Annotated in this window: 13 protein-coding genes and 1 CRISPR repeat array (1 of these 14 only partly in view); of the genes, 6 read left to right on the top strand and 7 right to left on the bottom strand. The window is 45.9% G+C overall.

Annotated features, from left to right (window positions below; translation table 11 throughout):
- Positions 1-5,982: a CRISPR direct-repeat array (repeat unit 37 nt; unit sequence GCCGCAATTAACCTAACTCCCTATCAGGGATTGAAAC); it begins 1,149 nt to the left of the window's first position.
- A 51-nt stretch (positions 5,983-6,033) separates the two neighbouring features.
- Positions 6,034-7,134: a precorrin-8X methylmutase gene (locus QUA10_RS10515; RefSeq protein ID WP_333080281.1), complete on the bottom strand. Its 1,101-nt coding sequence runs from the start codon at positions 7,132-7,134 to the stop codon at positions 6,034-6,036.
- 161 nt (positions 7,135-7,295) lie between these two features.
- Between QUA10_RS10515 and QUA10_RS10520 the strand changes: the two genes are divergently transcribed.
- Both QUA10_RS10520 and QUA10_RS10525 read left to right on the top strand, forming a co-directional pair.
- Positions 7,296-9,209: a heavy metal translocating P-type ATPase gene (locus QUA10_RS10520; protein ID WP_333080279.1), complete on the top strand. Its 1,914-nt coding sequence runs from the start codon at positions 7,296-7,298 to the stop codon at positions 9,207-9,209.
- Between the two features lie 309 nt (positions 9,210-9,518).
- Entirely contained in the window at positions 9,519-11,585 is a 2,067-nt protein-coding gene (locus tag QUA10_RS10525) for an elongation factor G (protein WP_333080278.1), read from the top strand.
- A gap of 93 nt (positions 11,586-11,678) precedes the next feature.
- Here the strand turns inward: QUA10_RS10525 and QUA10_RS10530 are convergent, their stop codons facing one another.
- From QUA10_RS10530 to QUA10_RS10540, 3 genes are read right to left on the bottom strand one after another with little or no spacing between them, the layout of a single operon-like run.
- On the bottom strand, positions 11,679-12,068 hold the full coding sequence (locus tag QUA10_RS10530) for a HEPN domain-containing protein (protein WP_333080277.1): 390 nt from the start codon (positions 12,066-12,068) through the stop codon (positions 11,679-11,681).
- Positions 12,065-12,733 (bottom strand): hypothetical protein, encoded by a 669-nt coding sequence (locus QUA10_RS10535; RefSeq protein ID WP_333080276.1) that lies wholly within the window; start codon positions 12,731-12,733, stop codon positions 12,065-12,067. The genes QUA10_RS10530 and QUA10_RS10535 overlap by 4 nt, the downstream gene beginning before the upstream one ends.
- Before the next feature lie 20 nt (positions 12,734-12,753).
- Positions 12,754-15,261: a CHAT domain-containing protein gene (locus QUA10_RS10540; RefSeq protein ID WP_333080274.1), complete on the bottom strand. Its 2,508-nt coding sequence runs from the start codon at positions 15,259-15,261 to the stop codon at positions 12,754-12,756.
- 204 nt (positions 15,262-15,465) lie between these two features.
- Here QUA10_RS10540 and QUA10_RS10545 point away from each other — a divergent pair, with 204 nt between their 5' ends.
- Complete coding sequence (locus tag QUA10_RS10545) at positions 15,466-15,600, top strand: hypothetical protein (protein WP_333080272.1); 135 nt, start codon at positions 15,466-15,468, stop codon at positions 15,598-15,600.
- Here the strand turns inward: QUA10_RS10545 and QUA10_RS10550 are convergent.
- Both QUA10_RS10550 and petP read right to left on the bottom strand, forming a co-directional pair.
- A complete protein-coding gene (locus QUA10_RS10550) occupies positions 15,597-16,691 on the bottom strand; it encodes a Get3/ArsA fold putative tail anchor-mediating ATPase NosAFP (protein ID WP_333080270.1) in 1,095 nt (364 codons plus the stop codon). The two genes, QUA10_RS10545 and QUA10_RS10550, sit on opposite strands and share 4 nt — an antisense overlap.
- Positions 16,692-16,956: 265 nt before the next feature.
- On the bottom strand, positions 16,957-17,157 hold the full coding sequence (petP, locus tag QUA10_RS10555) for a cytochrome b6f subunit PetP (RefSeq protein ID WP_333070922.1): 201 nt from the start codon (positions 17,155-17,157) through the stop codon (positions 16,957-16,959).
- A 53-nt stretch (positions 17,158-17,210) separates the two neighbouring features.
- Here petP and QUA10_RS10560 point away from each other — a divergent pair, with 53 nt between their 5' ends.
- The 3 genes from QUA10_RS10560 to QUA10_RS10570 all read left to right on the top strand — a co-directional run bounded on the left by QUA10_RS10560 (position 17,211) and on the right by QUA10_RS10570 (position 21,322).
- Positions 17,211-17,480, top strand: a complete 270-nt coding sequence (locus tag QUA10_RS10560; protein ID WP_333086237.1) for a hypothetical protein — start codon at positions 17,211-17,213, stop codon at positions 17,478-17,480.
- Between the two features lie 347 nt (positions 17,481-17,827).
- On the top strand, positions 17,828-18,934 hold the full coding sequence (locus QUA10_RS10565; RefSeq protein WP_333080269.1) for a FecR domain-containing protein: 1,107 nt from the start codon (positions 17,828-17,830) through the stop codon (positions 18,932-18,934).
- 573 nt (positions 18,935-19,507) lie between these two features.
- On the top strand, positions 19,508-21,322 hold the full coding sequence (locus QUA10_RS10570; RefSeq protein WP_333080268.1) for an adenylate/guanylate cyclase domain-containing protein: 1,815 nt from the start codon (positions 19,508-19,510) through the stop codon (positions 21,320-21,322).
- Positions 21,323-21,512: 190 nt separating this feature from the next.
- On the opposite strand, the gene glsA is transcribed toward QUA10_RS10570, so the two are convergent.
- A complete protein-coding gene (gene glsA, locus QUA10_RS10575) occupies positions 21,513-22,439 on the bottom strand; it encodes a glutaminase A (RefSeq protein ID WP_333080266.1) in 927 nt (308 codons plus the stop codon).
- Positions 22,440-22,744 lie beyond the last annotated feature (305 nt).

Genomic DNA, 22,744 nt, shown 5'->3' on the forward strand with positions numbered 1-22,744 from the left:
TTGGTGATAAGGCCGCAATTAACCTAACTCCCTATCAGGGATTGAAACGTTAAAGCTCCACCACTAGAATTAAAATCTTCGCCGCAATTAACCTAACTCCCTATCAGGGATTGAAACTCCAGCCTTACACTTTTCCAGAAAGAAATATTACTTGCCGCAATTAACCTAACTCCCTATCAGGGATTGAAACAGATAAACAAGTATATGAAAATCAAAAGTCTAGATTAGGCCGCAATTAACCTAACTCCCTATCAGGGATTGAAACATCAAATTGAGAAGTAGTTTCTGATGAATCGACAATGCCGCAATTAACCTAACTCCCTATCAGGGATTGAAACTTGTTTTTCCCACACTTCTTGCTGATATTGAAGTATTGCCGCAATTAACCTAACTCCCTATCAGGGATTGAAACTCATTCCAGCAACAGTATAAATTGTTATTTTTCCACGCCGCAATTAACCTAACTCCCTATCAGGGATTGAAACACCTTCTCCTCCCTAGTGAGAAAAATTACTCGACGCCGCAATTAACCTAACTCCCTATCAGGGATTGAAACCGCAGTTCATCCAACCTACGAAAAGATTCCCTAACCGCCGCAATTAACCTAACTCCCTATCAGGGATTGAAACTTGCAACTTGGTGCTGACGGCGAAACTGACACCGCCGCAATTAACCTAACTCCCTATCAGGGATTGAAACCTATCGAATTTAAGCAACAGTTGCTAACAGAATTGAGAGCCGCAATTAACCTAACTCCCTATCAGGGATTGAAACAACCACTACGACACCAACCTTAATTATCAAAGATTAGCCGCAATTAACCTAACTCCCTATCAGGGATTGAAACAAATGGAGGAAGGATATTTTCAGAATGACAAATGCCGCAATTAACCTAACTCCCTATCAGGGATTGAAACTATGAGCAATACGAATTTGACAAAGTAGAGGCGATTGCCGCAATTAACCTAACTCCCTATCAGGGATTGAAACTCAGTACCTCCACCTTTCTGCTTGCACCCCAGGAAAAGCCGCAATTAACCTAAGTCCCTATCAGGGATTGAAACAAATAAATTGGGTGCGGATCTGCCGCGCTAGTGTGCCCAGCGAGCCGCAATTAACCTAACTCCCTATCAGGGATTGAAACCTACATACGCCCCCATATCCCCCACACCGGTTGCGCCGCAATTAACCTAACTCCCTATCAGGGATTGAAACTCGACCCATCAGATTTCTATTATGAAGAACCGAGCCGCAATTAACCTAACTCCCTATCAGGGATTGAAACCATGCTCAACTAGCGGAAACTTCTCAGAAAACACGCCGCAATTAACCTAACTCCCTATCAGGGATTGAAACTGCGATCGGCAGGGGAGACGTTGGCATCTTTTTTGAGCCGCAATTAACCTAACTCCCTATCAGGGATTGAAACTTTGGAATCCGAGGCTGCTATCTCTCGGTGGTTTGGGTGGGCCGCAATTAACCTAACTCCCTATCAGGGATTGAAACACGCAAAACCTGATCGAGAATTACGATTATTTGAGCCGCAATTAACCTAACTCCCTATCAGGGATTGAAACAATATCGTGAGCGCTGCCGGTGAGAAATTTGCTGCCGCAATTAACCTAACTCCCTATCAGGGATTGAAACAAAGACTCAGAAGAAGAACCAGCAAAAGCAGCACCGAGCCGCAATTAACCTAACTCCCTATCAGGGATTGAAACATTCTCTAGGAGTACATTTAACAACACCGTGATCGGGAGCCGCAATTAACCTAACTCCCTATCAGGGATTGAAACAAGTCTTCCTCTGGTTCTGTAGTCTCAGATGGTGCCGCAATTAACCTAACTCCCTATCAGGGATTGAAACCATCACTTGCCAAGTATACGGGCGATAAAGATAAAGAGGCCGCAATTAACCTAACTCCCTATCAGGGATTGAAACAACAATAGCATCCAGCCACGCCGGATCGGTTTCTGCCGCAATTAACCTAACTCCCTATCAGGGATTGAAACCAATACTTCCCTTATCTTGTTTTTCGATTCAATGGCCGGCCGCAATTAACCTAACTCCCTATCAGGGATTGAAACCCCGGCTAACAAAGTGATCGCGACAACTGCTGATAATGCCGCAATTAACCTAACTCCCTATCAGGGATTGAAACTTAATCGTTACATCTGTTTGCTTAGCTCTTATAGCCGCCGCAATTAACCTAACTCCCTATCAGGGATTGAAACTGCGATGGACTTAGTCGATGAAAGTGATACTTTCGGCCGCAATTAACCTAACTCCCTATCAGGGATTGAAACAAATTCCAATAACCGATATCTCATCACAGGTGCCAATTTAGCCGCAATTAACCTAACTCCCTATCAGGGATTGAAACTAGTTACCACCGTTCGTGTTAATAACCCGTTTTTCAGCCGCAATTAACCTAACTCCCTATCAGGGATTGAAACAAGAGATTCTTCAGAACAAAAATAGCTTAGAACGCCGCAATTAACCTAACTCCCTATCAGGGATTGAAACCAACTTCTGCTAACAACCTGTATAGGCGGTACAATGGCCGCAATTAACCTAACTCCCTATCAGGGATTGAAACGAATTTGATTGCATCTTCTGATACTCCTGGTATTAAGCCGCAATTAACCTAACTCCCTATCAGGGATTGAAACTTAGTTCGATCGTCCCAATCAAATATTATTCATTGCCGCAATTAACCTAACTCCCTATCAGGGATTGAAACAATGGCAATTGCAGCAGCGTTCGGCATCGCTATTCGGCCGCAATTAACCTAACTCCCTATCAGGGATTGAAACAAAATTCCAGCGCTAGGAGTTCCAATATTTGGAGTAAGCCGCAATTAACCTAACTCCCTATCAGGGATTGAAACGCCAAAAAAGTACCATACCCTGCTTGAAGAGTAAAGCCGCAATTAACCTAACTCCCTATCAGGGATTGAAACCCGCGCTGGCTACGCTGCCGAAAAATATCAAGGCCGCAATTAACCTAACTCCCTATCAGGGATTGAAACACTTGGTAAAATCTTGAGCAACGGCAATGTAAGAAACGCCGCAATTAACCTAACTCCCTATCAGGGATTGAAACTACAATTCGGTTGTTTAAGTAAGTGAATGTGTCAAATGGCCGCAATTAACCTAACTCCCTATCAGGGATTGAAACAAATGTCTGATACAGCAACTCTTAAGACTTTTGTAACGCCGCAATTAACCTAACTCCCTATCAGGGATTGAAACACCATCTTCTCTAAATGATGCTCGTCAATGATGTGCCGCAATTAACCTAACTCCCTATCAGGGATTGAAACGTTTCGGTGTCTGGCATCTGTACTCAATACTTTGAGCAACAGGCCGCAATTAACCTAACTCCCTATCAGGGATTGAAACTGAGCAACCTAATTCTTGGCTGGTGTGAAAGCTGAAGAAGCAGGTAAAGCCGCAATTAACCTAACTCCCTATCAGGGATTGAAACCTGGCTACCAAGATTTAGGTACTGAAGGCGACGGTTCGCCGCAATTAACCTAACTCCCTATCAGGGATTGAAACATCGCTTCTGGTATTGGTTTAACTTATGGTAAAGCCGCAATTAACCTAACTCCCTATCAGGGATTGAAACTGATTCAATCTTTGAGAGTGAAGTTCACAAGTTGCGCCGCAATTAACCTAACTCCCTATCAGGGATTGAAACGAACCTGGATTTGGCAAAGACTTTTTCTTTTGCTACGCCGCAATTAACCTAACTCCCTATCAGGGATTGAAACCGAGTTGCAAATCGAGCGTACATCGCGTTTAGTTGTGGCCGCAATTAACCTAACTCCCTATCAGGGATTGAAACAAATCGCAAAATAAAGGCAAATGGTATGGTAGAGCCGCAATTAACCTAACTCCCTATCAGGGATTGAAACTCAGGCCCCGTATCTCCAACCCTAAGAATGCTGGAAGCCGGCCGCAATTAACCTAACTCCCTATCAGGGATTGAAACGCCGATTTACTGGCCAAATGGCTGTGAGAAAATTAGGAGCCGCAATTAACCTAACTCCCTATCAGGGATTGAAACCCTGGTGATTATTGACAAGTGGCATAGGATCTCCAGCCGCAATTAACCTAACTCCCTATCAGGGATTGAAACTGAAGCTTAAAGAGTATTCACCCATTTCTATTTCTGCCGCAATTAACCTAACTCCCTATCAGGGATTGAAACGCGGTTGGTCTGTCTCGATTGCTGGGCGACCGTCAAGCCGCAATTAACCTAACTCCCTATCAGGGATTGAAACATGTTGTTGAAGGCTGGAACTTTGTCAAATATGGCCGCAATTAACCTAACTCCCTATCAGGGATTGAAACGTCAGCGTCAGCAACGACTCGCTCTCCTCAAAAACAAGGCCGCAATTAACCTAACTCCCTATCAGGGATTGAAACAAGTCTGTATAGATGCCCTGGGGTACTACATTGTAAAGCCGCAATTAACCTAACTCCCTATCAGGGATTGAAACGAATTTCCAGGCAAGGTGCAACCCCTATTTGCAGGTGATGCCGCAATTAACCTAACTCCCTATCAGGGATTGAAACATTCCACTGAATATCAACATCTACTCTTATCCCTTGCCGCAATTAACCTAACTCCCTATCAGGGATTGAAACATGTTTGATAATGCTCCAAGTAGTAGGGTGAGTATTTCCGAGCAGCAATTAACCTAACTCCCTATCAGGGATTGAAACTAGCCAAAAACTTCTCCTCAAGGCAGCGAATCACGGCGCCGCAATTAACCTAACTCCCTATCAGGGATTGAAACCATTCAGCACCATCTAGAGTTAGTAAACAGTGAGGCCGCAATTAACCTAACTCCCTATCAGGGATTGAAACCCGTATAGTACAACCAACATAATCTATAAGACTTGCCGCCGCAATTAACCTAACTCCCTATCAGGGATTGAAACTGTGATTCGATGCGTGGTGAACTTTCAATAATTGATATTGCCGCAATTAACCTAACTCCCTATCAGGGATTGAAACAACTCTGAAATGCTGAGATTTTTTACCTTTTGCCAAGCCGCAATTAACCTAACTCCCTATCAGGGATTGAAACCGATCGCGATAAATCCGCAGGTTTAACAAGTGCTAGCTATAGCCGCAATTAACCTAACTCCCTATCAGGGATTGAAACAAATTCAATATCAATCCCTCCCGCTTGCTCGTAAAGCCGCAATTAACCTAACTCCCTATCAGGGATTGAAACCTTAAATGACCCACGAGGGATGCTAACCTTTCGAGCCGCAATTAACCTAACTCCCTATCAGGGATTGAAACAACCGGTGCAGTGTGGGATGTCAAAGCTCGTTTCCCGCGGCCGCAATTAACCTAACTCCCTATCAGGGATTGAAACAACTTCATAGCAGCTTCAGCGAGTCTGGGATATTGCCGCAATTAACCTAACTCCCTATCAGGGATTGAAACTTGGGCCTCGACCCTGATGGAGACATGAAAGACTTGCCGCAATTAACCTAACTCCCTATCAGGGATTGAAACTTGTCGTGGCTTGAAAGACGGCTAATTCTGACTGGCCGCAATTAACCTAACTCCCTATCAGGGATTGAAACGATTCGAGGTAGGCTGCACAATCTGCAATTCTCATTAGCCGCAATTAACCTAACTCCCTATCAGGGATTGAAACTTAATCAGAAAGTCATTTAAGCGCCGCGCGGCGACCAGCCGCAATTAACCTAACTCCCTATCAGGGATTGAAACCTCGGCGATCAAAGCCTTAACTTCAGCTTCCTTCATGCCGCAATTAACCTAACTCCCTATCAGGGATTGAAACAACCGTTGATAAGTCTTCATTTGTCCGAGTCCGGGCCGCAATTAACCTAACTCCCTATCAGGGATTGAAACAGCAGCTGCATCAGTACCGGCCGTGCCAGTTGTAGCGAGCCGCAATTAACCTAACTCCCTATCAGGGATTGAAACGAATAAAAGAGTAAAAAACAAATTAAGCCACAATAAACCTAAATTCCCTCTTCACTTGAGATGACAATGACAATTCGGCTTTTCAATTAAAGACTCAACCAAAGCATTCAAAGCAACCGCCGCCAACAACCCGCCGCCAAAAGTCCCCACAGTCGTAATATAAGCAACACCCGATCGCACTAACCGCCGTTTTGCCACCGGAGAATGACTAAAACCGATCGGCATTCCAACTACCAAAGCCGGTTGCAGTTGCCCATTCTCGATCGCCTCGCAAACCGCCATCAGCACAGACGGCGCATATCCTATCACCAGTATACATCCTTTTTCCAGTTTCAACAACTTTTCAAACCACTCACCCTGCCGCCAGAATTCCTGTTCTGCTTCCGCCGCAGCATTGATGTGCGGATCATCAATTAAAGTTGCAATACTTGTTCCCAAATGCGCCAATCTAGTCCTATCCAAAGCCGCAAAAACAGGCGGCACATCAGCCACAATTTGACACTGATTTTTCAAAGCTTCCCGCGCCGATTGAATCGCCGTTGCGCTCAACTTCACAAACGGCAGCAGCGAACAATCACCGCAGGCTAACACCAGTTTAGAAAGCAAGTCTACCTCAATTTCCGAGCGATCGGGCAAATCCGGCAACAAATGCTGCAACGCCTCCCCAAAATCCTCCGGGTGAGTGTGCGCCCCCGCATCCCAACCCTCCCAAAGTTGTTCCAACTCATTCAACTCCCCCTCAGTTTCCGCCTGCAACAGCCTTAATTGCGCCAATGCGTCCGCTTGTACCGCTTGACAGGAAATATCCCGTCCCAGCAATCCTTCCAGCGCCGAAGCCGTTTCTCGGAGGCGAACAATTTGCTGAATAACCGATAGATATTGCCGTTGCAGAGTCGCCATCAGCGCGTCCGGGGAAGCATCCGCGTCAGTTTCTAACAGTTTGCGGATGTGAGAGAGTTGAAAGCCTTGCTGCTTGAGTGCGACTATTCTTTGCAGTCTTTGCACATCGCTACGGGTGTACAGTCTGTAGTTAGAGGTCGATCGCACAGCCGGAGATAGCAGCCCCAAAGCGTGATAATGTCGCACCATCCGAGGGGTAATTGTGCCTTTTACCGCTTCTGTAAGTTGTTTGATTGTCAGGTATTCTTGCATGGGATTTTTTAACCGCAGATATGGGCGGATAAACGCGGATGGACGCAGATGGGTATGGAGCGTTATTGAGTTTTGTAATTTTGTTTGGTTTTACTCTTGACATTGACATTAATGTCAAGGTTTAGGCTACAGGAGTCATTCTACCAAATCAAGCTTTACAAATGATTTCTAATTCTTTGTCAATTTCTCGCATCTCCCAGTTAGCAGAAGAACATCCCGACGCTTTAACAGCCGCCCTGTGCGGAATTCTAGTAATCTTGGGTTCGCTAGCCCTGCAATTCGGCTGGCTGGGTGTAGCCGTGTTAATCTTACCCGCGGCTTATGTTATCGGCGGCTATTCCAGCACCCGCGAAGGCTTAACTACGCTTTTTCAAGAACGCGAATTAGATGTAGATTTGTTAATGATTGTCGCTGCTTTGGGCGCGGCCGGTTTGGGGCTGTGGCGGCAAGAATATCATTTAATTGTTGACGGTGCGGTGCTGATTTTAATCTTTGCAATTAGTGGCGCGCTTGAAGGTTATGCTATGCAGCGGACTGAACGCAGCATCCGCAGTTTGATGAGTTTGACTGCGGATACTGCTAGGGTGGTAATGTACGGCGGGGAACGGGAAGTTGCGATCGACAAATTGCAGATTGGCGATCGCATTTTAGTCAAGCCCGGAGAAATCATCCCCACAGATGCGATAATTATTGAAGGCTACAGTGCGATCGATCAAGCCTCGATTACCGGCGAATCGATGCCCGTGGAAAAAACCAGCGGCGATGAAGTCTATGCAGGTACAATTAACGGTGTCGGCGCGCTGAAACTCGAAGTTCATAAAACTCCAGAAAGCAGCTTGATTCAGCGAGTGATTCGGCTGGTTCAAGAAGCGCAAACAGCAGCGCCGCCTTCTCAAATGTTTGTGGAAAAATTCGAGCGCGGTTATGCTAAATTAATTGTCGGTTTAGGCTTGCTTCTCGCAACTTTGCCGCCCTTTGTTTTGGGCTGGAATTGGGAAGAGACAATCTATCGGGCGCTGATTTTCTTAGTAGTCGCGTCCCCCTGCGCGCTGATGGCTTCGATTATGCCGGCGCTGCTTTCAGGAATTGCTAATGGGGCGAGACAGGGGATTTTGTTTAAAAGTGGCGCGCAATTAGAGATGATTGGTAAAGTAAGGGCGATCGCCTTTGACAAAACCGGAACTCTCACCACGGGAAAACCTGAAGTTATCCAAATTATACCAGCCACCGGATATACTGAAACAGAAGTTCTGCAATTGGCAGCAGCCTTAGAAACTCATTCCGAACACGCGATCGCCTCTGCAATTGTCAGCGCCGCCCATCAGCAACAGTTACAATTGTCAACCGCTACCGACGTACAAGCAAAAATCGGTCAAGGAATTGTCGGCAAAGTCAACAATCAAATCATTGCCATTGGTAAAGCCGAATTTGTCGAAGCAACCTCCGAATTGAGTCAAATCAGCCAGCAGTTGCAAGGCGAAGGTAAAACAGTTGTTTGGGTGGCAAAGGGCGCTCAACTTTTGGGAATCATTGCAGTAGCAGATACCATCCGCCCCGAAGCAGCAGCAACAGTAAAACGCTTGCAAAAATTAGGCGTAGAACATATAATTATGCTAACCGGCGACAACGAGCAAACAGCTCAACACATCGCCAGCCAATTAGGCATCAAAGAAGTGTACGCCGAACTTTTGCCAGAAGACAAAGTACAGGCAATTAAACAACTGCAAACCCAGTATCAAACTGTAGCAATGGTGGGAGACGGCATCAACGACGCCCCCGCCCTCGCTCAAGCTTCCGTCGGCATTGCGATGGGAATTTCCGGCAGCGATGTTGCATTAGAAACTGCTGATATCGTATTAATGGCAGATAAGTTAGAGCAACTAGCTAAAGCAATGAGTTTAGGCCGCCGCGCTCAAAATGTTGTCAAACAAAACATTGTTTTTGCACTCAGTTGCATTGTGCTGTTGTTAGCGGCTAATTTTTTCGGAAATATCACCATGCCTTTCGGCGTCATCGGTCACGAAGGCTCTACAGTAATAGTAACTCTGAGCGGTTTGCGACTCCTGAGAAATTAGATAACGCGGAAAAACCGCAATTTAATCGAGGCAGAGCCTCTGGAAATGCGTTCCCAGGTAGAACCTGGGAACGAGAATATGATCCGCGTTAATCTGCGTTCATCTGCGGTTAAAAAATCCAAATATTAAGAAAAACTACAATTTGTGTTTGCGTCACTCAAAATACGCTAGCGTCAAAAGTATTGAATCATACCAAAATCTGAAATTGCTCGAAACTGCAATAAAAATTAACCTAGAAAAAGTCTAGAAAATGGTATAGAACTGTTTGCACCAAGAGCAATGGAAAACAAGTTTTCTGTTGGAGGCAATATGAACGAAAAAGTCCTTGGGGCCACGCGGAACGTTGCAATTGTTGGCCCTTATTTAAGCGGTAAAACCGCACTGCTGGAAAGTTTGCTGTCGGTGACAGGGACAATTACCCGCAAAGGAAATGTCAAGGATGGCAACACAATAGGTGATAGTTCGCCGGAAGCACGCGATCGCCAAATGAGCGTAGAAGTAAACGTCGCTACCGCTGAATATGAAGGCGTCCGCTTCACATTTCTTGACTGTCCGGGCTCGATAGAATTTGTCCAAGAAACTTACAATGCGCTGATTGGTGTGGATGCGGCGATAATTGTTTGCGAACCCCAAGCCGATCGCACTTTAACCCTCGCGCCACTGTTTAAATTCCTCGACGATTGGGAAATTCCGCACCTAGTTTTCATCAACAAGATCGATCGAGCTTGTACGGACGAAACTACTTGCGGCAGCAACTTCACCGACGTGCTCGACGCGCTCAAATCCGTTTCCAGCAGACCAATTGTACCTCACCAATATCCGATCGGCAAAAACGAACAAATCATCGGTTTTATCGACTTAGTAACCGAACAAGCTTATCACTACCATCCAGGTGCCGCCGCAGATCCCGTCCCGCTTCCAGAACACCTCAAAGCACAAGAAAGCGCAGCGCGGCAGGAAATGCTCGAAGAATTGGCGAATTTTGACGACCATTTACTCGAAGAATTGCTCGAAGAAATCAATCCCGACGTTGAAGAAATTACCCGCGATTTAAAGATGGAATTAGGCGCAGATTTAATTGTGCCAGTATTCATCGGCATCGCCGAACAAGATTTCGGCGTGCGGCCTCTGCTGGAAGCTTTGCTGAGGGAAGCCCCGACACCGGAAACTACAGCCGATCGCCGAGGTATTATACAAAGTGAAAACAAAGCTCTGGCTCAAATCCTCAAAACCTATTACACACCGCAGGGAGGCAAACTATCGTTAGTGAGAATGTGGCGGGGGACGCTGGCAGACGGAGCAACTTTGAACGGCGTTCGAGTTAACGGTTTGTACCGCTTGACCGGCCAGCAAACGCAAAGTTTGCAGTCTGTCAGCGCCGGTGAAATTGTGGCTTTGGGAAGGCTAGAAGGCTTGAAAACAGGCGATACGCTGGCGATCGACCGATCGGAAGAATTGCCAAAAGCCGAAATCATCCCCCCTGTCTACGCACTGGCGATCGTCCCAGAAAAGCGCAACGATGAAGTTAAGCTGAGCTCGGCTTTAGCTAAATTGCTAGAAGAAGACCCATCTTTAGTCTGGGAACAGCACGGCGACACTCACGAAATTATACTTTGGGGTCAAGGCGAAATCCACCTGAAAGTAGCCTTAGACAGGTTGCGCCGTAAGTATAACTTGCCGATGGTAACTCACTTACCGCAAGTGCCGTACAAAGAAACCATCCGCAAACCCGCATCTTCCATCCACGGGCGCTACAAACACCAAAGCGGCGGACACGGACAGTTTGGCGACGTGTACCTCGACATTCAACCGCAGCCCCGCGGCGAAGGTTTCAGCTTTAGCGACAAAATAGTCGGCGGCGTCGTCCCAAAACAGTACATCCCCGGCGTGGAAGTGGGAGTGCGCGAGTATTTGGATCGCGGCCCGCTGGGTTTCCCCGTGGTAGACGTAGCGGTGACGCTGACGAACGGTTCCTACCATACCGTTGACAGTTCCGAACAAGCTTTCAAGCAAGCGGCGCGTTTGGCGATGCAGGAGGGAATGGCGAAGTGCGAACCGGCATTGCTGGAGCCGATCGCCAAAGTTGAAATTTGCGCTCCGAACGAGTGTACATCAAAGGTGTTGCAGTTGGTCAGCGGACACCGCGGCCAAATTCTCGGCTACGAAGGTAAGAAAGACTGGAAGGGATGGGATGCAGTTTCTGCTTATTTGCCGATCGCAGAAATGCAGAATTTGATCGTAGAATTGCGATCGCAGACAATGGGAGTAGGATTTTTTAATTGGGAGTTCGATCGATTACAAGAAGTACCGGAACCTTTGGCTAAGCGGGTTTTGCTAACGACTGGCGGCAATGGAAACGGTAACGGTAAAAGTTAGGTAATTGTCTTAAAAAACCCGGTTTCTTCAATAAACCGGGTTTTTACACGAGTTGCCATTAAAGTTTATTGCGATCGATTCCCATTTGTCGGATTATTCAGTTAAGTTACTTAACGCTGAAATAATATTCTCAGCTAGCATTAACGCAGTTTTCGCTTCTCTTTGTAAGTTAAACATAGTATCTTCATAATCAGCTTTATTCCTCATTATTCTCAAGCGACGTAAATCTTGGCCTATCTCTTTCATTATCTGGGATTTGAATTGATTGTCCTGGAAGTATTTGGCTACATATTGATGCGGATTAATACCATAAGCTTTATTGCCCGATAGTTGCGGATCTTTTTTAATGTCGCGCAAGTAATTTCGTGCTAGGCAAAACGCAGAATAATAGGCTCTACTTACAGCAGAACGCAATTTTGCTTCTTCACTGGTTCCAGCTAACTCTTTTGCTAAATTAAAGTATTCTGACCAATCGAATTTCATTCCCACCCCAAGTCAATGTTTAGTATATTGTTAGGAATGACAAGACTCGCGTCTAGCCACCAAGTGCGATCGAGATTTTTTAACTTGGCAAAAGCTTCATCGACTTCGAGTTTGGTGTAAATGGTAATCCACAGCGATCGCCAGTTGGCAATTTCTGGATCGGTTTTCACTTCCAAGCCTAATCTTTCCGTAGGAAATAGCGCTCGAATGCGATCGTAAGCTTCCAGAATCAAAGGTGCGATCGCTTCTTGTTCCATAATGATTTTAAAAGTTTCTAGGGGGTTTTCAACCGCGTACAGGCTTTTGATTTTATTAAAAGATGCAATTAAATTGTCAAAGGCTTTAGCTATTTCAGAGGGATGCTCCACTTCTCCTTGTGACTGAGGAAAGGAAGGGCTTAAATTTCCAGCGTCAGTGCTGTAAATGCTGTCACTTGTCGGCGGGTAGCGTTTATCTTTTGATTTTGCTTGGTACTGCTCTTTTAAGTCGAGGCGTTCTCTTGTGTAAATTTCGTTCAGAGTGTTGTTTTGTTCGGCTAATTTTTCAAAAGCCAATATCGCAGAACTTATGATACTATCTTCCAACTCGCCAAGTTGAATAGATGAATCTAGTTGAGCTAAAGTAGCCCCAATGGCTTGTAGCCGAATAATATCTGTTGCTTTCATAATAGTCGATGGTTGGGAAGTTAGGGATTAACTTTACCAGTAATCGTGAAACCTGCCCAGTGATAGAGAGCGGCATAAGGCGGTTCATCAGACTCCATTTTAGCATTATTTCTGCGGATTAGGTTAGCTTCGTCTCTCAAATCTTGACTGCAACTGGAATTGTACGTTACTTTAGCCAATTCCAGATACCAGTTGGATAGTTCGCTGTAAGTAATAGTTCGGAGCCATTTTTGCGCTTCTTTGAGGGCTAGTGCCGGATGCAACTTATTTTGGCAACGCTGTTCGTTGAGAATTTCATAGAATCGAATCATCATTAAGGCGGTAGATATCTCATCAACTATCCAAAGAGTGCTGAGGGCGTAAACAGCACCCGCAGCTAAAAAGCTGCTGCCTAAACCGACAAATTCATCTATCAGTTCTTCTTTTCCTGTTATGCCGGTTTCGCAAGCGGAAAGGCAGACTAGATAATAGCTTTTCAAATCGAATTTGGCAATTTCTTCTGAAGTTAGGGGCTGTTTGTTTTTCAGGATTAACGCTGACTGGGACGGCTGTTTTGTGTTGTGGTAGGCGTGACCTGTAAAATGGAATATGTCAGCAGTTTGTTGCAGAGCTTCTTTAAGATTGTCTGTGGTAGCTTGTGAACTGGAGATGGTATTGCAGTTAAGGTGAAAATTTGCGATCGCGGGCGCTTCTATTTCAGCAAAAAGTAATGGATCGGGGCTTTCTACCAACAGCAGAGACATTGAAGGTGAGGGTTGTCTGTCTAGTCTGTCTATCCCAACTTGGATGCTGGGCAGATAAGTGATAGTGAAAAGATTATCGGAGAATAAAATGTGCAGTGGCAGCAGGTGCAAGTCGCGGTGGGGAATTAAGATTAAGTGTTGGATATTGGTGAGGTGCGTACAAATTTCGGGAATTTTGAGGATGTCAGCGAGTTGTTGCAATTGCGCTGTCATTGACTCGCGCCAGGGATGGGATTCTTTGCTTTGCTGTTTGCTGGTAGTTTTGCCGTAATTTTGATAGTGGGTTTTCCAGTTTTTCAGCCATTTTTCTAAACTCTGACTGTTGTCCTTTGGAAATAAGTCGCACAGAGGTGTGGCGATAACTTCAAACTTGTCTGGGGTAATGATAAAAGCAGTCAGGGAAACTGGGCTGAGATGCCAGTAAATCATCGCCGTTTCGGTGGTGTTTGCCAGTAAGTCTCGGATTTGGGGATAAATCGCGTTTTCGGTGTGGTTTTGCCAACCTGCGCGCATCCATTGCAGGCAAAAGTTTTTTCGCAATTCGGCTTTTTGCAGTGCTTTTACCTTGTCGCCAGACTCGACGAGGGTATCGACTTCTAGCTGGTCAAGTCCGGCAAATTTGCGCTTGAGTCGCAATTTTATTTCGGGGTGAGTTTCATCTAAAATTAATTGTTCTAGCAGGATAGTAGCTTTGTTAAGGTACTCGCTGGTTTTTGTATCTCCCAAGCTGCGGCAGACGGTAATTAAGTCTTGCATTACTTCTAAATAAGTTTCGGGGATGAGGGGTGATTCCAATAATTCGCGGGCTTGTTCGTAGCTGGCTTTGGCTTTGTGGAAAGATTCCCAATAAGTGGCTGTTTGTTTGCCATGTTTGTAGTGTGCCTGACCTTTATGCTGGTGCAACGTGCTGCAAACGAGGCGATAGTCGCGGTTGCTGGGCAGATATTTCTGTAAGCCTTCATCCCAGTTTTCAATGGCTTCAATGTAGCTCCCGGATTGGAAAAATGTCCAACCTCGATTTACCCAAGCTTCCCATTTTTGATTGCCTGTAATTTTTAAGGCTTTATCAAAGGCTGCGATCGCCTCTGTGTATCGCCCCAAACCTCTTATGGCAATGCCCAGGTTGTTCCAGGCATAGTGGAATTGGGGGTAAATTTCTAAGGCTTTCTCGTAGGCTGCGATCGCCCCTTCTAAATTTCCTGCATCATAGCGATCGACTCCTTGCTTATATAATTCTAGAGCCTCTTGACTGATTCCTCTTGCTATGAGTTCTGACTGCGAGATTGAGTAGGGTTGGTTAGCATCCGATGAATTATCTGTAGAAGAAACGCTCAAACTCTCCCCAGCCAACAATCGAGTAACAATATTTTCACTGATAACCGATGAATCATCCGCAGGATTCCGACTCAAACTCTCCCCAGCCAACAATTGCCTACCAATATTCCCAACAACCTCACTAATTCTCCCGCAATTCATCTCACCCAGCCGCACCATTCGCCCACCCAATTCTAAATGCGTTTCCGGGGATACCAGCAACCTTTCTCCAAATTCTTGCAGCCAGTTTTCCCACTCAGCATCTTTGATTTTGCAGCCGATTAAAAAGCCTTTAATATCGCCCCGACTCCAGCCTTGTTCAACACCCTCTAACAGTTGCAAAAATTTCTGTTCGTATTCCCCAAAAGAGCGAATCGGAGTTGGCTTTGGCGCTGGGGGTGCTATTTTGCGGAAATGTCGCTGAATTTGCCGCCACAGGTTGAGAATTCTTTGCCAAATTTGTCGGAACATTGGCTGGGTGGGTGAGATGTTGCTGGAGATTGTAGCAGATTTTGGGGTTGAATGTACGTTGCGGTAGGGGCGGGTTTTACGAATAATATATAACGATGACCCACAATCTATAAAAACCCGCCCCCACCCACGGTCAATCTGAATGTACATTTCGATTGTTTGTTGGGTTGGGCGGGTTTTTGAGATTGTTTTTTTCAGGCGATTATGGTTGGTAAAACCCGCCCTTACGACATCACAAATTATACGATCGCGAATCAAGGAGACATGATATTAGAGAACTCGATAATTCATCCGTGTATCCGTGTCAAAATCCGCGTCGTGCCTTCTTCCTTACCCTAAAAAGAAATAATCAAGTAACCATTCAGGAACTTAGCACCAGTAACAGACTTCCCAGTCAGCGCCGGAGGCAGCAAAATATTGCGCCGCTGATCGCCCGCTTCGATCGTCACTTCCGGCCCGGATTGAATCAATTTAATTTCTTTCTTGTCAAACCCAGGCAAAAACAAACTAACTAGACGCTGTGCAATGTTTATGTTAATCGGTTTAGGAGCTTTTCCCGCCTCCGAAAAATCAGGCAAAGCATCAATTAGCGGCTGCCAGTTATTGTCACTGTGCGCCGGAACCGAAACAGCAGTCAAAGGATCAAACTCGGCATTAATAGCTTCTGTAACCGATGCTTGATTAACAATGACACCGCCCACAGTCAAACCAACTTGTTGAGAACTTCCCCAAAGATAGCGGGCAGTTGCGATCGCACTTGCATCCCCAGTCGTCACCAAAAAAGCCGCCGTGCGGTTTGGATCTGCCAGCGCTTCCTTACCCTTATCCAAAAGATTATCGACTTGCTTAGTCGATTGAAAAGCATTGTCTCCCGACAAATCCACCGTCAACACGGTACTCACAACCGGTTGAATAAAAGGTGAAAGCGCTTTCCCCAAATCCGAATCTACCAAAGCTTGACGGAACCTGCGGATGTACCAACTCAGAATTTCCGGCATTCCCAGCATCCGCAGCGTATCCATGCCGCCATTGCCGTCATAAACGATCACATCGTATTGTTTGCTGTCCTCGTATTCCCGAAGTTCATTCAACGCCAGCGCGCTGTCCATTCCGGGTAAAACTCCTAATTCTTGACCGTAAATCTGCTTGAAAAACGGAGTACGGACATATTGAGCTTCTAGTTGTTTAACTTCGTCCCACCTGCGTTCTAACAGCGGCGCGCTTTGCACCTGAACTGCTTTGAGGTTGGGGGCGATTTCCTGGGGGTTGAGAGTCAGGGGAGTCCCTAGCAGGATGCCCAATGCAGGGCCCGGATCTTGGCCGAGCAGCAGAACTCGCTTGCCTTGAGCCGCGTATTTTTTAGCTGTTGCGATCGCGATCGTACTGCGGCCAGTGCCGCCTTTGCCCAAAAATGTCAAAATCAAAGCCATTTTCTGTTCTCACTGCCAAAGCTTACTCTTTAACATTTAAGCGCAACCTTCAGCCAGAGTGGGGGAGGGGGGCAGTTGTCAGTTGACGGTTGTCAGTTGTCAGTTGACGGTTGTCAGTTGACGGTTGTCATTAGTAATTGGTGGCAACTAACTAATAACAAATTAACGACTGCTTTTCGGCTCCCTGCTTTTCGGCTCACTGCCCACTGTCCACTGCCCACTGCCCACTGCCCACTGCCCACTGCCCACTGACAACTGCCTTCTGTTAAACGGGTTCTAGCTCATCTTCAAAGAACCAAGTCGCAAAACCGTCAAACTTGACAACCACGCCTACTCCGCTACCGTCAACCATTTTGAATCCGTCAACAGTGCCTACTGGATTCTCCTTTATCTTGCCCACTATATTTGCAGGTATCCGATCTCTGAGACGGCGCACCTTCACTCTCTGACCTACTTCTATTGCCACTGAAATTGTTCTCCTGCTCTATATAACCTATATACAACCGTTTATTTTACAGTTTGGCGTCTACTTCGGAACAGCAACACCAGCAGGCGATCGCTCGCTATGATTTTCCATCGAAATTTCCACCAACTTTCCCTAAAAAACGGTATTCTAGTCGGAGTTTGTCGATCGTCTACCCGGATTCGCTTGGGTTTGCCTCATCAGCTTCCACAGCGGCAAGCTCAACTTCCAGAGTCTCGGACACCACGGAGATAATTATTTTTTATCCCTTCGCAAAAACAATCCTTTTATTAATTGCCACAACTACAGGATTTATTTTCAATTAGTCATCCTTCCGGAAGAAGCCAAAAGACATTCAGAAGCAGTAATTAATTTTAGGTTTGCTATATATAAATCTTGTATTTATAACGTTGACATCGGCTAAGATTAATGCTGTAAAGCACTTGGAGTCTAGCTTGCAAAATTTTCCGAATTTCAGATTGTAGTAAACGGTCTTGTTGTAACAGTTTACTACAATCTGACAATAAAAAAAAGATTTAATGCTAAAATATCATGCTGATAAAGTTTATTTTTGCTGCTGTGTTACGGCATAAAAAGTCGAACGATTGCCGGATTTAGGGTGTCTGCTACAGGAAAGGAAGTCTAGAAACTTCAATATGACAAAATTGAAATTATGAATAAAATTTTTACCTGTGGGCGATCGACCCAAATTCCGCTCCTAAGTTTGTCCTTGGCTGTGATGGCGAGTCTGTCGCCCTTTTGTGGGACGATCGCCAGTCCGCTCTCTCCATCCCCCAAACAGCCCTCGAACCCTACTAAAATTGTCTCAGTCGATCAACAGCCAGCACTACCAACCGCCTCCAAATCTCCAACAAATCTGACAACAGTGGCGGCGAATCCATCCCCTGCAGAGACGATAAACGCTCAGGGAACAACGACGGGGCGATCGCTCGAAATAGAAGAAATTCGCGGTACAGTCAGCTTTAAAGGGCGGCCGGCGGTTGTGGGCGATCGGCTACTCGCCCCCGGAGATGAAATCATCACCGGCCCCGATTCCACAGCCCGTTTAGGCATCGACAACAACCTCGGCACCGTGGAAGTTGGCGAAAAAACCGCAGTCAGAATATCCAATTTGTCAAGCAGTGCAGGCGGCGAAAAAGACACAGCGATTTTTGTCAGCAGGGGGCGAGTCAGGTTGTCGATCGGCAAAACTGCCACGACAACTCCCGCAGCCAGCACCTCAACAATTATCCCGCCGAACCAAATAGCATCCCTCAATACCTTCAGTGGACTCGGCAAATCGAGTCAAATTGCCCAACAAAAAAAATCTGCCAAAACCGCCCCAGTCAGGGTTGAAACCCCAGAAGGCGTTGCGGGAGTCCGCGGCACTTCCTTTGGCGTTAGCGTCGGCGGGGGTAAAACCGCAGTCGAAACGATTGAAGGTGCTGTCGTAGTATCCGGCAACACCGACTCGGAAGTAGTTGTCAACAGCGGCAACTCCACGACCATTTTCCCTCAAACCTCGCCCGTGGAGCCCTCAGCCAGCCCTCGCCTAGCTAAACTCAAAGTCCGCAGGTTGTTGAGACTCAGTGGCAATATCTATCACCTCAGCGGTCAAATTAACCCGATCGACACAGTTTATGTCCACAACGAAGCTATTAAGATTGATCGAAATGGCAACTTCAAGATCCAAGGAATTTTACCTCCAAGCCGCCGCGTCAAAATCGTAGTGCGAGGGCCGTCAGTCACAGAACGGCACTACAGCCTCGCCGTTCCCTAAACAACCTCTCAGAGCAAATTGTGCGGGCAGTCTCTGAGGAGCTGAGTTAGATCGTAAGTTTTAGTTGAGTTGATTATTTCGTGTAAGGGCGAAGCATTTCGCGGTGAAACTTCGTAAGCCCAGCCTCGTCTAAATCTTAAAGTCAAGTTTAATTCAATTATTGTGAGGTGTCCCGCCCGCCTACAAATATAATTTAGATGTCCAACTGATTACTCAAAATAAAGAAATTTGGCGTTAACCTTTCGCCATTACGCTATTGTAAAACTTCATGACTCTAATATGCGTTCCGGTTGCATCGGAATAATAAAATCGAGTCAATAGTTAACACTCAAGCATTCAATTTTTAGATAGCGAGTCAACAGCCAACATTCAACAGTCAACAGTTAACAATCAACAGGAGTGCCACCGCAATTGATATATAGCCATCCTCGCATCCTTTGTGAATTTCTTACTTCCTCCCCTTGATAAAGGGAGGGTTGGGGTGGGGTAAAAAATTTACGACTCCTGCAAGGATTGATACAACTCCTCTCGAAGGTCGGACTCAAATGTCAATGATTGCGTCAAATTAATTGCATGAAGTTCAAAGAATGGATCGATCATCTCAAACAAAATCAACTGCTCGGCCTGTGGCAATATATAGCCACAAACCCTCCCTGGATAACAGGGACAGTAGTAGGTGTAATGTCTGTCATCATGCTGCAAGTGGGAATGTGGAAACCCCTTGAATATTTGGGATACAAAACTCTCTTTCAAATTCGAGAATCGGGAATTTTGCCCAATCCCGGATGGGATGAGAGAATTGTGGTAATTGCGATCGAACGGCATTCCCTGCAAGAATACGGTCAGTTTCCTTGGCCCCGCAACCGCTACGCCCAACTGCTAGAAGCACTGAAAAAATCTCCCCCTACAGCAGTTGGTTTTGACATTCTTTTCCTCGATCCAAGTCCGAAAGATGATATTTTAGCCGCTGCAATCGCCGCCAACGGCAAAGTTGTACTCCCTAGAACCCCCAAAGAAGAACCCGTAGCCTCTTTAAAAGCAGCCGCCGCAGGTGTCGGCCACATCAGCCAAGAAGCCGATAGCGACGGTATTACCCGCGAGTCAAAAATCTTTCTCAACGGGATTCCTAATTTCGGTTTAGCAATGACTCACAGGTACAATGCTGCTAATCCCCAAGATCCAGTATTGCTTCCACATTCAAAAAATAAGCAGGAAAAAAAAGTTTGGATTAACTGGCCGGGGAAAACAGAAAATCTATCTACCTATGGTTTTGTTGATGTCGTAGAAGGTAGAATTCCCGCAGACGCTCTGACCAATAAGTTAGTTTTAGTGGGCATAGTTGCTACGGGCTTCGACCCCATATCTTCACCTCTCAACAAGACTACGGCTGGGGTTTATTTATATGCAGCGTTGGTTGACAATGTGCTCAATCAACGCTTGCTGCAGCGGCTGCCGGTAGTGGTAGAAATTTTGTTATTGTTGGGGATTGGCCAGCTTACGGCTTTGGTTCTGGGCAAGCGAGGTGTTAAAGAGAGAATTGCGATCGCTCTCGGTTTGCCTATAATTTGGATTGCGGCTGCTGCTTTGTTATTTGGCTTCTTTTTTTGGTGGGTTCCGATTGCCGCACCTATCGGCACTCTCATTTTATCTAGCACTGCTTTGCAACTGCGGGAACAGTACGAAAAGCAGCAGTTGATGAGGTTATTTGAAAAGCACGTCGATCCAGAGACTGCTCAGCTTATTTGGCAACGCAAAGCTGAGATATTTGAACAGGGAGAACTCGAACCTCAAGAACTTACAGCAACGGTGCTGTTTATGGATATTCGTAGTTTTACTTCGATTTCAGAAAAAATGCCGCCGCGAGATTTACTCACCTGGCTGAACAATTATTTGCAAGCGATGACCAACTGTATTATGGATCACGGCGGCGTTGTAGATAAATACATCGGTGATGCTATTATGGCAGTTTTTGGGGTGCCTTTTTGCCATACCGAATATAGACAAATTCAACAAGATGCTTTGAATGCAGTTGCGGCTTGTATTGCGATGCACGAACGGCTGCACCAACTTAATCAGCAGCTTAGAATTGAACGCAAACCTTTAATTAAGTTTGGCATCGGTTTGCATACCGGACAGTTAGTTGCTGGCAGCGTGGGCGGTTCCAGGCGTTTGAATTATTCTGTGATCGGCGATGCTGTCAATGTTGCTGCTAGATTGGAGGCGATGAATAAGGAAATTGTTTCTGACAGTCCTTTTAATTTGTTGGTGACGGCGAGAACTTTTTCTTACGTGCGCGATCGCTACGAAGGCCAAAAAGTAGGGTCGATTCAATTGCGCGGCAAAAAAGAAGAGACTGTGGTTTATGCTATTTTGGGAGAAAAGCATTAGTTATTGGGCATGGGGCATTAGTTATTGGGCATGGGGCATGGGGCATTGGGCATTGGTTCAGGACTTACGTATCAAAACCAAAGAAACCGGGTTTTTGGCAGTTTATGCCAGCATTCACGAAATATTCTCGCAAAAAACCCCAGTGGTTGAGCGAAGTCGAAACCCTGACCCCCCGTGCCTAATTCCTAATCTAATCAAATACGCTCAACCGCAGAGTTTTAGCTATTTGTTCTAACAGAAATAAGCCGCCGATAGAATTTCCCTCTTTATCCAGGGGCGGACTGTAAAAGCCGATCGCACCTTGACCCGGAATTACCGAAAGCATTGCCCCGCTAACTCCCGACTTAGTCGGCAGTCCCACCCGCAACGCAAAGCGGGCGGATGCTTCATACAAACCGCAAGTTGCCATCAGCGCTTTGACAGTGCGGCAGTTTTCCCCGATTTGTCGACCGCCACTATTTACCAAAACCATCCCCAGCTTAGCTAAATCCTCCACAGTTCCCGATAAACAGCAGACGCAATTGTAGGTTTCTAAAGCAATTTCTGCATTTTGAATATAACCCGATTCTACCATTTTAAAGGCGAGATTCCAATTGTTTTGATTCGGATTTGTATTCACTGAATTGAGCATTAACTCGTCAACAAATAACTGACTGTTTGCCTGTTGATTTAACCATTCGAGCAAGTTTTGACAGCGCGACACAGCATTTTCACCGGGAATCAAAGACGCTAGGGCGATCGCTCCGCTATTAATCATCGGATTTCTCGGCTTCCCTTCGTCTATTTCGAGTTGAATTAGGGAATTGAAAGGCAGTTCGGAAGGCTCACAGCCAACGCAGTCAAATACCCTTTTTTCGCCCAATTCGCACAGCAAATAAAGCAGCACAAAGGGCTTGACTACACTCATCAGCGGGAATGTTTCAGCAATTCTACCGCAGCTCAAAAAATTACCGTCAATTGCCCGAATTTGCACGGCAAACCCTTGTCTGTTGGCTCGCGCAAGGAGAGGTATGTACGCGGGGATTTGACCGGATTTACTGCGATTTATTGCCTCTTTTGCCCAAGCTGCTAGTTGTTCGGGTTCCAAGGAAGATAGTTGGCTGGTGGATATATTCACGCTCGATTATTTCGATCATTTTAATTTTTAGATGGGTATTCCTGGCGCGATATTAAGCCATAAACCCGGTTTATTAACGGAATTGCGTCACTTGGGCCCGCTGCGGGAAGAAACTGGGTTTCTTCGGGGAGCTCAACCAAGCTCGAACTTGAGGCTATTGACGTTTCTGTCCGCCGGGAGCAAATAAATTTTTCATAAAAAACCTGTACTTTGCATAAAAATCTCCCCTTCACCCGGATATATAAGTAGCAGCTTCAAGGCCAGGCTGCTATCTAAAACAAACCAGCACTAGCTGGAAATGCCTT

Origin of the sequence: Microcoleus sp. Pol8_D6, from assembly GCF_036700965.1 — a bacterium.
Lineage (GTDB): Bacteria > Cyanobacteriota > Cyanobacteriia > Cyanobacteriales > Microcoleaceae > Microcoleus.

Excerpts from the sequence above, each read along its gene's own strand:
- QUA10_RS10540 (WP_333080274.1), bottom strand. The coding sequence starts at position 15,261 with ATGTTCCGACAAATTTGGCAAAGAATTCTCAACCTGTGGCGGCAAATT.
- QUA10_RS10515 (WP_333080281.1), bottom strand. The coding sequence starts at position 7,134 with ATGCAAGAATACCTGACAATCAAACAACTTACAGAAGCGGTAAAAGGC.
- QUA10_RS10530 (WP_333080277.1), bottom strand. The coding sequence starts at position 12,068 with ATGAAATTCGATTGGTCAGAATACTTTAATTTAGCAAAAGAGTTAGCT.
- QUA10_RS10525 (WP_333080278.1), top strand. The coding sequence starts at position 9,519 with ATGAACGAAAAAGTCCTTGGGGCCACGCGGAACGTTGCAATTGTTGGC.
- QUA10_RS10535 (WP_333080276.1), bottom strand. The coding sequence starts at position 12,733 with ATGAAAGCAACAGATATTATTCGGCTACAAGCCATTGGGGCTACTTTA.
- QUA10_RS10545 (WP_333080272.1), top strand. The coding sequence starts at position 15,466 with ATGGTTGGTAAAACCCGCCCTTACGACATCACAAATTATACGATCGCG.
- QUA10_RS10570 (WP_333080268.1), top strand. The coding sequence starts at position 19,508 with ATGAAGTTCAAAGAATGGATCGATCATCTCAAACAAAATCAACTGCTC.
- QUA10_RS10565 (WP_333080269.1), top strand. The coding sequence starts at position 17,828 with ATGAATAAAATTTTTACCTGTGGGCGATCGACCCAAATTCCGCTCCTA.
- QUA10_RS10520 (WP_333080279.1), top strand. The coding sequence starts at position 7,296 with ATGATTTCTAATTCTTTGTCAATTTCTCGCATCTCCCAGTTAGCAGAA.
- QUA10_RS10550 (WP_333080270.1), bottom strand. The coding sequence starts at position 16,691 with ATGGCTTTGATTTTGACATTTTTGGGCAAAGGCGGCACTGGCCGCAGT.